Below are 11148 nucleotides of genomic sequence, written 5' to 3'. Positions count from 1 at the left end.
TGTTATTTATTGAGCGTTTGCAGGTAATGTTGAGCCACTGGTATGTCAGCTTCTGCCCAATCCAAATCTAATAACTTATTAGGATTAAGCCAACGGAATGCTTGATGCTCGGTGAGTTTTATCTCGCCGTGCTCTATTTTGCAGATAAAAGGAATGAGAATGATGCTGAAATTTTCGTAATGGTGAGTCACCGATGGCAATTGACTATTGATGCTAATTTCAATGTGTAGCTCTTCCTTGATTTCTCTAACAATTGTTCGTTCTGGACTTTCTTCTCTTTCAATTTTACCACCGGGGAATTCCCATTTTAATGATAATGACATTCTTGAACTTCTTTGGGTTGCCAATATTTTGCTGTCTTCGGAAACAATAATCGCACAACTTACCGGGATGATTTTTTGAAGTTTACTTTTGGGTAATGACATGTTGGTAGTTGCTATTTGTGACTAGTTTGCCCGGCGTTCGAATCTTTAGATTAAATATCTTGAATCAAGTGCGCTTTTACGGTTTACCGTATGGAAATGTGGTGTTTATTGAATTTTTTTACAGTTCATTTATTAAATATAATCATTATGGCAAAAGTAGCTGCTTTTCATTCAATTAAACAAAATGTTTACCATGACAACAGTAAATGTACAGAAGGCAACAATATTGAAAGGGAAATTTACGTCAAGGAATAGGGGGTAAACCTAAATTTACTCATTGCACTAGATTGAACTAGCCATCAGTGATTCTGAATTAATTTAGGACTGCCCTTGATGATGAATCAAGCTCTTTATTATACCTAGTAGCGTTGAAAAAAGTTACATGCTATAATAATTATAACAATGTGGCGGTAAAGGATGGTAGCAGGAAACGTGGAGAAAAAAGAGCGGAGACCAGATGCATATACAGGTGATTGTCAGCCGCAAGGATATCACCAATAAAATAAAGCTCAGCCCTATGAACAGCTCGAAGGGAAGAAACGCGGAGCACTCTAAAAAAATGGGCCAGTTTGACCGGATGGCTTTTAAGCAATGTGGGGAGACTTTGTTTGATGAGGAGTTTGGCTTTGAACGAAACCTGAAAGATACGCTTGCTTATGCAAATATTTTAAAGAACGGGAGCCTGCAGCAAAGGGAGCAGCTGGGTATATTGAATGAGGCATCCAAGAATAATCATCAAAGCAGGTCTATGGTTAATGAACTTGCTTTAGGTGTCGCTGAAGGAATTTTTTCATCTGCCAGAGACATGCTCGAATCGACTGGTAAAACCGTAGGTGAATTTTTGGAAGTTTTAATGGAGCCCGCTTTTATTCCGGATATCGCATCTGACACGATTGAAGAAGCAGAAAAGCGAAGAAGGCGGAAAGCAAGGGAGCAGGGTCAGGGTATGCAGCGATGAAGGGGAGTGATATAATTGATTAATAAAAACCCTCAAAAAGCATGTTCTTAGAAAATTCACCCATCGCGCATTTGCGGCCTGCAAAAACCAACCGCACCACCTTAATTTTTTTTGCTTTTGCATTTACGGAGAAAAATCTCTTCATTTTACAGCTAGCTATCTTTAGGTTTTTGGTTTGAGGTTGAGTGAGAAGGAATTGAGCTTTTTTACTTGACCATAAAATGGTAATTAAGATTTTAAGACCTAAGCTTCAAAATGAAGCTCTAAACCATTGAATAAACTGTGTCGCTTTTAACCGACTGACCGATATGTTTTCCTTTGTTTTTGGCAGTACCTTGACCGATAAACTTCTGTCAGTAACTTTTTCATAGCCTTCCACGGCTAATCTTGAAACAATATAGGTTCTGTTAGCTCTGAAAAATAGCGCATGGTCAAGTTTTTCATAAAGATTGTCCAATGCTACAAAGCACACATTGCGATCGCCGTTGTGATGCTGGATATAGGTGGTCTTAGTATCAATGAAGATGTAGGCAATGGTTTCCGTTGCAATTTTCTTTTCTCCTTTTCCATCAGGAATATACAAATGTTCGGGAAGGTCTGTTTTTGAGTTTAGAGCCTCATTCTTTATCCATTCTGGAACTTTATTGATATAGTAAAGCACTATGTGCAGTAGATTGATCATGATGCATATAAGCACCAGCAGACTGGTCATATTTCTGATGTACCTTGTCGAATTAATATTGACTTTGAGAAAATAAAAGGAAGCCAAGCCAAAAAAATAACAGATTAGAATAGGGACCATGAGTCCTAGAAGAACCTGAAAAAAGAGTCTTTTCCACAAATTTTCTTCCCACAACCACTTTGAATCCAGATAAATTGTGAAAATATTTGTAAAAGTTATCATTAAGAATACTGCTGCGAAAGTATTTGCACACGCAATATGGTACCAGTTTTGGTTAAAGGTATTCCAGAATCGCGAGTTCATCGTTGGCCAGTTAAGACAGATCGTTATGCACAGCGCAATCACCATCATCCAGCCGAAGCTGAAATAATCCGGAGAATTTTTGCCATCTGATTTTCTGTTGTGCATAAACTGCCTTATTAGTTTCATAAAAGTACAAAAACCCCTTTTTATTGGCCAGTCATTTGGGCTACTTCAACAAATTGAGGAGCAGTTCACACCTTAATTATGTACAGGTGAGGGAATAACACCCATTAATGCGCATTTTTTTTGGATGGATAACCCTAAATTTATTCAACCAATACGATAGGTCATGAACGAAAATTTTGATGAAATGCCATCCGGGTCACAAAGGAAAGAATATAAATTTCTGTGGTTGAAGCTGCGAAAACCGGAGAGAAAAGAAACTTATCAAACACTTTTTAGCTTCATTGCGGTATTCCTTGGTGTTGGTCTGGCTACATTATTTCCCCAGAAAAACTGTACCTGCGAGGATCAGGTAACGGATTTGAGGTTGGAAACACTAGCCCGTAAAGGAAATAAACAAGTAATCAATTATCAGCAGGAGCGGGAAAGTGTTATTGTCTGTGCCGCTAAGAGAGAGGAGCTGCTTAAGAGACTTGAACAGCAGGAAAAGCAACGTTCGAATAAAAAGACTAAAGCCAATTGATTCTGGCAAAATAGTATTAAGATATGCAGGGTAGCACCTGTGTTCAGCCGCCCTTCCCGGGCGTAAAGTAGAAAGCGCTAAGATAGCTCGCCCGAAGGTTAATTGGGTTATTGGTGCGGAAACCGGCAGGTGCTCGAAAGTTTTAAACCGGACTTTCCACAAGGGGCGCAGGCGCAGCGATAAGCGCATGTATTTTAGAATGGGCAGGCAACAGCCAGGTTGTTGCAAAGGGTAATTGTTAGTTAAAGACATGAAATTATGAAGACTTTAAGGATAGCGATATGGATTGAACGGATACCGGGATTAGTTTTCCGGATCTGCCCTGCCGAATTGGCGATGCTTTTCCTCTGTATGATTAAAAAATGTCTGGATGCAGGAGATGGAATAATTTCAATTGTATTAACCCAAACCAATAAATACCAGGCCCGAAAGAGAGTAGTTGTCCATTTTCCACATGTTCGAAAATATGCGCCGTTCCCGGCGAGGCCGTGAGGCCTGATAAAAGGAAAAAGGCTGTCCAAAGTTGAACAGTCCTTTTTCGGAATGCCCGCCGCAAGGGCGACCATAATTAAATCATTTTAAATTTAAACAATATCGGTATGTATACCAAATCATTTAATACTAAAAAAACATGGCTTGGAGCTATGTTTACATTTGCTTTAGTAGCAATCATGGGTTTGACTTTTGCGTTTAAACCTTTTAACAAAGAAAGTAAAAACGCCAATGCAAAGGTGACAACTTACTACTATACCGGTAGTGATGTAGCAGGGGCGAACGATCCGTCAAACTGGTCAAGCGATCCAGGGGATGCATCACCTTGTGGTGGTCTTGCGCAGATTCCTTGTCAAGTTACGGTTCCTACCACTATCGATAGTTACCTGGAGGACAAAACGGATCAGGATATAATGGAAGATACGAATGTTTCTAAACGTCCGTTCGAGTAATATTTATCAGCTGTTGCCAGTGTTCTGCTGGCAACAGCTGTTTTTACCTGGGGTTTTGCTGCATTCCGGTCAGACCAATAATTCCTTCTGGGATAGGTAAAGCATATCGCAGATCATTAGGTTTTAAGGTATAGATCCTGTTGTTGACATTTCTTGAAACCAGAATATTTGCCCCGTCCCTATTCAGCCTTTTTAACTCTGGCCATCTTAGCCCTCTAAACAATAGCTCTTTTCTCCTTTCTAATAATATCATACTTAGCATTTCATCTTTATTTTTTATCGATACCGGGATAAACGCCTGTGATTTGCTCCATCTTGACTTAAGCAAAGTGTTAAGATCATCAGTTGCTGCGTCTAGGTTTCCAAGCCGCGCATGACTCTCTGCCCTCATCAGAAAAATTTCATCTGTGGCAATCCCTGAAAAAAGGTAAAGACTTCCTTGGTAACTTCCCCTAAAGCCATAAGTGCCGTTTTTGTTATCCCTGAAAAAAATAGTTTTTCTGAGATCTCCATTTTGGTAAGTCCTAAAAAGCACTGTATCTACCTTTCCCCTTGAAATTCCAAGGGCCTGAGGTGTCGGCATGGCGCAGGCATAAGCTACCTCGCTGTTGAACTCCTGAATCGGGTAATTGGTAGCTGGATTTAAGGTATTATAATCAATCAGGGTATTTTTAATCTTTAAATAACTATCTGCATACTCCAGACATTTATCATATTGTCCCATAAATAAATACACCCTTGCCAATAATCCCAATGCAGCAGGTTTTGACGACCTAAAGACGTGCAGGGGATTTTGTTGCAGTAGTGGAATCGCCTCCTTGAGGTCAGCAATAACCTGCCTATAGCTTTCCTCAAGAGTTGATCTTGTTGAAGGCACATTAAGATCTGTACCTAACCTGATTGGTACCCCAAGATCCGTGGAAGATGATCTTGGGTCATATGCAGATGTCCAGGTATTGATAACACCCAGTAATGCCCTGGCCCTTAAAAAATATGCCTGGCCCTTTAAATTGTCCCATTCTGAAGCGTTGGAAGGTGTCCGCTGGATGCCTTCAATAACTTCCAGAACAGTATTTGCCCTATAGATGTGCTGGTATGAAAAATACCATTCTGTTGCTGCCCCGCTCCCGAATAGATAGCTGAGTTCCCATATATAGACCCGTCTGTTCTCTTCCCCATTCAGGGCCAGGAAATCAGCCGTAGTGATGTAGTAGTCATCAGCACTCATTTCCATTGAGTAGGGTTCATTGATGATGTTCTCGTAATCGTCCAAAATTCCCTGGAGGTCGGCGAGGGTCCTGAGGATTACCAGAGATTTTTTAGGCTCTTTATCAAGAAATTTCTTGCAGGATGCTAGCGTACAGACCGCGCATACCACTATCAAAATACTGAGTGTTTTCATGTCTTATCATTTAAAGTGTGAGGTTTATTCCAAAAGCAAATGTTTTTGGTGGTGGGACTGCATTTAGCCGGTACTCTGGATCTATACCCTCTTTATTGGCAGCCCATAGGATTCCCAGGTTGCTGATATTTGCATAAATCCGCAGGTTCTGAAAAGGAAGTTTTCTTAAGGTATTCCGCGTGAAATCATAGGAAAGATTGATATACTGTAATCTGACATGGTCGCCTTTTTCAACTGTAGCCTCAGAACCGGCATAAAAACTGTCACGACTACTGCTAGTGGGATATATCATCGACGGAACATTTGTACTTATCTCATCCCCAGGCTTTTTCCATCGGTTTTCAAGTTCAGGGTGCCCGCCCAGGTTTGAGGAAAATAGTGTGCTATAGTTCACTGCTCCCCTTCGATAATAGTATCCCAGATTAAAGAGTACCCTGAGCGTGACCGAAAAGTTCTTGTAGCTCACAGAATTTCCAATAGAGCCATAAACCGTGGGTAACGCTGATCCGCTATATATGAGGTCCGTGACTTTTGTTGAATCCCCGATGATGGCATTGTAGTTTTTGCTTTTGTGCCCGTTAATAAAGCCGACTGGATCACCGTTCTGCGGGTCCAGCCCTTCCCAACGATATGAATACATGGCATACAAAGGCTTTCCTGAAACTGCTGTTACACTGGGCGATGCCCCAGTCAGAAAATCACTTCCATTTACTGCGTTTTTATAATACGCGCCTACTTTGTCCCGGTAAACGCTAAAATTTATATTGCTTGTCCATTTAACGGGTCCGCTTAAGTTTACCGAATTAAGCGCCAGGTCAAACCCTTTTCCATTGAGTGAAGCGATGTTGCGTGTGATTGTGGTCGATGTACCTGTAGTATAGTCCATCTGTGAAGGCCCGAACAGGTCACTGGAATGCTTCCAGAAAAAATCAATACTGCCAGAGATCCTGTTTCCTGTAGTTGCAAAATCAATGGCTACATTGGTCATCCTCACCTTTTCCCATCTGAGCTCAGGGTTGGCAAACTGTGAGAAACGTCCTATAGGTGTAAGGGTGTAGGGAGAGGTGTTAAGGAACTGTACAGTGGTTACCGCCGACCGATTAAGGTCTACATTTCCGCTAAACCCATATGTTGCCCTTAGCTTTAGATAGGAAAGCCATTGCACGTCGTAAAAAGATTCTCGGCTGATGTTCCATGCCCCACCCAGGGACCATAAAAGGTTCCATTTATCGTTGGCGTTTACACCGAACAAGTTCGATGCATCCCTCCTCGCACTTCCTGAGATGACATACTTTCCATCATAAGTGTACGCACCGTTAAAAAACGCGGATACGAACCGGTTGGTTGTCCCTGTGAAACCGGACATATCCGGAATAAACGACCTTGCCCCGTTTACAATACTCGGATAGGATATGGTCAGGTCCGTATTTTGGTAGGTGATCAGTTCGGGGTCATATCCAAAAGTTCTGTTGGTTGTTCCGTTGAGGCTCTGGTCCCTCAGTTCTACTCCGGCCAATGCGGCAGCTTCATGTTTACCCCATGCCTTGTTAAAATTAAGCTGTGCACGGAAGGACTGAGCTATAAGCAGATTTGCTGACTGGTCCAGTATGCCGCCCTTTGGAACAATATATTTTACCGTGCCAGCTGCCTGATTGATCTGGCTATACTGATTGATCAGGTTTCGCGCGAGATAACTGTCCGCGCTATTTAGAAAATCGGAATTTGCATCCTGCTTCTCATACTGGTACTTGAGCTCTCCGGTTAACCATTTGGCCAGACTGAGATCTGCACCGAGGTTTAAGACAAGGTCACTAATTTTATTCACAGCGGAATTATTCCGGTAATCATCCATATAGTAATTCCAGTTCAATAGCTTTCCCTTTCCCACAGTATCGATATAATTTTGCCTATAGGTTCGTGCGATAGATAAAGCATTTCCGTTATCATCCATAAACCTTGTATATGGCGGAAGTTCTTGATTAGTCATCCTGATGCTTCCATAACTGGGCCTTCCTCCGGTGCTTTTGCTCTGGGTGTAGCGGATGGCCGTGTTGAGCTTTATGAATTTTTCCGGAGCATAAGAATTCTGGAAATTGAGATTTACACGGTCGTAAACAGCATGAAGGTTACTGATATTTCTGTCATAGCCCGAAGAAAAATACCATGAGGCTTTCGCCGTTCCACCGCTCAAAGCTAATGCATACTGTTGGTTGACAGCTTTTCTATACATAGCTTTCTGGTACTCATCTCTTAGGTCAACGGCTGCAAGAGCAGATAACTGCCGTTCCAACTCTGTCTTGCTTATTTTACCATTGAGCTGTTTAAACATCAGCTCATATGCCGGGCTGAATGGAAGGCGTCTGGTTGAAGATGTGTCTGAAAAGCGGTATTTATTTGCGAAGAGCATCCGCTCAATATCGATATAGACTGATGAAGAAAGCTGCGGTATGTAAGAAAGATCTGGCTCACCTACTATTGTTAAATTGGTGTTGAATTCCGTTTTTAAGGCGGTGTTCAACTTTCCCTTTTTGGTTGTGATCACAATAACTCCATTGCCTGCCCTGGTCCCCCAGATTGAAGATGCAGCGGCGTCTTTCAAAATTGAAATGTTTTCTACATCATTTGGGTTCAGGTTATTAAGGTCCCCCTCATATGGGAAATTGTCAACGACGATAAGAGGTTGTTTTGGTCCACTGAATGTACTTAGCCCTCTGATGATCAATCCTGAAGCTGATTGCGTCGTTCTGTTGAAACTTACACCATTGGCAATTGCTTCAAGACGGCTCAACACATCGGTGCTGACTTGCTGGTTGAAGGTCTCTTTTTTGATGAAATCAAAAGCTCCCGTTGATCGTTCTTTTGGTACAAGCTGATAACCTGTGGATACTGATACGTCTTCCAGTTGTCTTTCAGATGCATTAAGGTTAATCGTAAGTGATAAATCCTGTGGCAGCTTTACTGCTAGTTTTTCTGTATTAAAACCAATGTGCGAAATCAATATCGTGATTTCTTTTTCAGATGTGCGGAACTCGAAGCGTCCGGCTGAATCACTGGTGACCTTTATTTTATTATCGGTTGATTTTACTGAGGCACCAGCAAGACTCATGTTGGCACCCGTTATTCTTCCCTTCACGATATATTGTCCATGGACAAACGTTGAAACCGATATAAATAATAATGTCAATAAGGTATTTCTCATAATCCTGCTTTTTGAATTTCCGTTGATTTCTGCTGAACTGTTTTCCCCTTTGATATCACAAGCATATCCATATTTCTTTCCTGTGGGATAAGTGCCAGGCCATAATCTTTCAGCTCTCTATTCAGTCCGTTTAAATCTGATGGATCCGATTTAAGGCTGATATCGATACGCTCACTGATCCCGGTCTCATCAATTACAACTGGCAGAGGGATATCAATATCATTCATCCGTGCGACCATCGCTTTTATTGTACCATTGCGGATACAGCTGGAATCTTTTTCAAAAAGCCCATTAACCCTTTCGCCACCCAAAGAGGCCAGTTTTTGAATTGGGCCAACTTTCGAAAGTATCATGCAGGCGACCTTTCTGTTCTCTATTCTGCCTAAAAATCCGGAAGAAAGATTTAGCTGCTCAAGCAATATGGAATCTGTAAATGGGGTTTGGTTAACGTCGAAAGAGTAGTATTCTTCATCTCCGAATTCGCCATTATCTGATTGTAATGGGGTGAGGTTATCATGCGCTATTATTATTCTCTTACGGTTGAAGCCAGAGATTAAGCCTTTTCCCAGATCTGCATAGATTCTTAATAAAGGTTGGTTAGCATACAGCACGCCAGTTGTTTTATTTTCTTTTGTTCTTATTTTCTTAATAGTAGGAAGCCCTTTAATGCGGCCTTTGATGAGTATCGTAGATTGGCGAACTTCAACATTGCCTTGGATCTCTTTTGATAAATAAAGAGGTTTATCCATATCCTGGTCAATCTTTTCATCTAAGGAAACTTCTCTGCCATTAGCTAATTTTCGGATATTATCCCTTGTGAACATCTCATGCTCGGATGAAGCAAGTACTTCCCCTTCTTTACTTATCCAGATATAATGGGGCAAGATCTGATGAGGAAAAAAATCTTTTAGGGCAACGTCCGATACAATTGTTGGAAGCTTGATATTCTTAACATGATCATTGTTTGAAAAAAAATTAGAAATTTTAGTATAAGGTTCCCTGGTGATGGGCACTAGGTAAAAAATACCATTTAATTCTGTTGAAATTTTTTCATTATCCGGCATATGTGCTACGCAGCTACCGCACCAGGTAGCCCAAAAGTTCAGGACCAAGAGTTTGCCCCTATATATGGATAGATCATGAATAGTAATTTTTCCTTGGCCGAAAAAAGTATGTTTTATCTTCCAGAAATTTTCCGGCACTTTTTCCCCGATCCGTAAAGGCTGGATATTCGAATAACTTTCTTGTCCGTTTACGCCGCTGATTAAAGAAAACATTAGCACCAAGACTAATATTGTTAAGCTGTGGAATAATTTTTTTGGCCTAGTTTCTCTAAATGCAAGTGCTGCAAGTAGCCTGATTGTAATTGGTCTTTGCTGCTTTGATTTTTCGCAGGGCCTTTCACGATTGGGAAGAAAAGGGCATAGCGTAGCCATTACGACTATTTTTATCGTTTTTTTCATGAATTCAGTTAGTTGGTTTTAGAAGAGATAATCCTTGAGAAGGAGCGAAAAATAAGGCAGGGAGCATTATAAGAACCTATTCTATTTCTATCATTAACCATTAGGGTTCTCTGCCTTATTTTATAGAGCTATTCTGGAGCGCAGATCACCAAGGAGATGAGGTGATCGAAAAGATGTGTTGGTTTAAAATTCATACTCGTATCGGTTATACGAGTCTTGCTTGGTGTAGAGACTATAAAAGTGGGCTCCCACATACCGTAACTCCATTCAGTTCTCAGGCCTCACGTTGATACGGATTTACAGCAGAAACCCACTCTTATTTAGAAATGCTAAAATAACATAAACCATATAAGAAGTGGGTATAAATCTACTGTTTTGCATCAACGGCCTGAGATTGGAGTTGCAAAACTCTTATTTATACCTATTTATTATAAATCAAACTTACACAATAGACATCAAGAAAAGAAATAAATTACCGTTTTTGTTGTCTTGTGTTGCTCGAGATTAGCGAAATGGCCAATCTAAGTCTCAAAATTATTACGAGAAATATCTTTAAATTATTGGATTACTCAGGACTGACAGATATTATGTTTGCAAACCTATTAGGTATTTCTGACAAACAACTGAGATTGATTAAGTCTAATAAGGCTGAATTCAGTATTGATACTATCAATAAAGCTTCAGAATTTTTCACAGTATCAATAAATAAGATCAATAGTGAAGATCTTGAAATAGATGTTTGCTTCCGAGAAAAACTAGCACTTAAACATAAAAACAATATTGAATATTATACCCTCTTAGAATCTAGGCCAACGTTGAGGCATGCCATTAGGTTTACGTTACTTGAAAATTCTGATTTCAGAAGCAATGGATTTATTACAAGTGAAATACGTAACCTATTTCTTGAAAAAGAATGGGATTTTTCTAGTGGATATATTTCAACAGGGATGGCTAGAAATAAAGATTTGGTTGAAATTGCTGGAAAAAAAATAATCAAGGGAAAGGAAGTGCATATTTATAAACATTACTGTCCGATAAAAATCAGGTTTGATAAAAATAGTTTATTTATTGATGAATATTTAGTGTTTTCTAAGCTTACTGAAAAATCAACCCCTACCCATCAAAG

9 protein-coding genes are annotated in these 11148 nt (G+C 40.4%); 4 read left to right on the top strand and 5 right to left on the bottom strand.

The window, feature by feature from the left end:
• Window positions 1-2: 2 nt before the first annotated feature.
• Complete coding sequence (locus ACFOUY_RS08015) at window positions 3-425, bottom strand: (deoxy)nucleoside triphosphate pyrophosphohydrolase (RefSeq protein WP_378959975.1); 423 nt, start codon at window positions 423-425, stop codon at window positions 3-5.
• A 457-nt stretch (window positions 426-882) separates the two neighbouring features.
• Between ACFOUY_RS08015 and ACFOUY_RS08010 the strand changes: the two genes are divergently transcribed.
• Window positions 883-1383, top strand: coding sequence for a DUF5712 family protein (locus ACFOUY_RS08010; protein WP_378959974.1), 501 nt, complete (start codon window positions 883-885; stop codon window positions 1381-1383).
• A 250-nt stretch (window positions 1384-1633) separates the two neighbouring features.
• Here the strand turns inward: ACFOUY_RS08010 and ACFOUY_RS08005 are convergent, their stop codons facing one another.
• Entirely contained in the window at window positions 1634-2473 is an 840-nt protein-coding gene (locus ACFOUY_RS08005; protein ID WP_378959973.1) for a LytR/AlgR family response regulator transcription factor, read from the bottom strand.
• Between the two features lie 184 nt (window positions 2474-2657).
• Here ACFOUY_RS08005 and ACFOUY_RS08000 point away from each other — a divergent pair, with 184 nt between their 5' ends.
• Window positions 2658-3014, top strand: a complete 357-nt coding sequence (locus ACFOUY_RS08000) for a hypothetical protein (protein WP_378959972.1) — start codon at window positions 2658-2660, stop codon at window positions 3012-3014.
• Between the two features lie 599 nt (window positions 3015-3613).
• Window positions 3614-3958 (top strand): hypothetical protein, encoded by a 345-nt coding sequence (locus ACFOUY_RS07995; protein ID WP_378959971.1) that lies wholly within the window; start codon window positions 3614-3616, stop codon window positions 3956-3958.
• A 43-nt stretch (window positions 3959-4001) separates the two neighbouring features.
• On the opposite strand, the gene ACFOUY_RS07990 is transcribed toward ACFOUY_RS07995, so the two are convergent.
• From ACFOUY_RS07990 to ACFOUY_RS07980, 3 genes are read right to left on the bottom strand one after another with little or no spacing between them, the layout of a single operon-like run.
• Window positions 4002-5360, bottom strand: a complete 1359-nt coding sequence (locus tag ACFOUY_RS07990) for a RagB/SusD family nutrient uptake outer membrane protein (RefSeq protein ID WP_378959970.1) — start codon at window positions 5358-5360, stop codon at window positions 4002-4004.
• A gap of 10 nt (window positions 5361-5370) precedes the next feature.
• The gene (locus tag ACFOUY_RS07985; protein WP_378959969.1) at window positions 5371-8559 is read right to left on the bottom strand and encodes a SusC/RagA family TonB-linked outer membrane protein; all 3189 of its coding nucleotides are present in this window, start codon (window positions 8557-8559) and stop codon (window positions 5371-5373) included.
• Window positions 8556-10022, bottom strand: coding sequence for a hypothetical protein (locus ACFOUY_RS07980; RefSeq protein WP_378959968.1), 1467 nt, complete (start codon window positions 10020-10022; stop codon window positions 8556-8558). The genes ACFOUY_RS07985 and ACFOUY_RS07980 overlap by 4 nt, the downstream gene beginning before the upstream one ends.
• A 560-nt stretch (window positions 10023-10582) precedes the next feature.
• Here ACFOUY_RS07980 and ACFOUY_RS07975 point away from each other — a divergent pair.
• The coding region (locus tag ACFOUY_RS07975) for a hypothetical protein (protein ID WP_378959967.1) at window positions 10583-11148 on the top strand (566 nt) is incomplete at its 3' end.

It is taken from the genome of Pedobacter jamesrossensis, assembly GCF_042650905.1.
In the GTDB taxonomy this organism is placed as follows: Bacteria; Bacteroidota; Bacteroidia; order Sphingobacteriales; family Sphingobacteriaceae; genus Pedobacter; species Pedobacter jamesrossensis.
The sequence above is the reverse complement of the archived record's forward strand: the minus strand, read 5'-3'. Positions and strand labels throughout refer to the sequence as shown.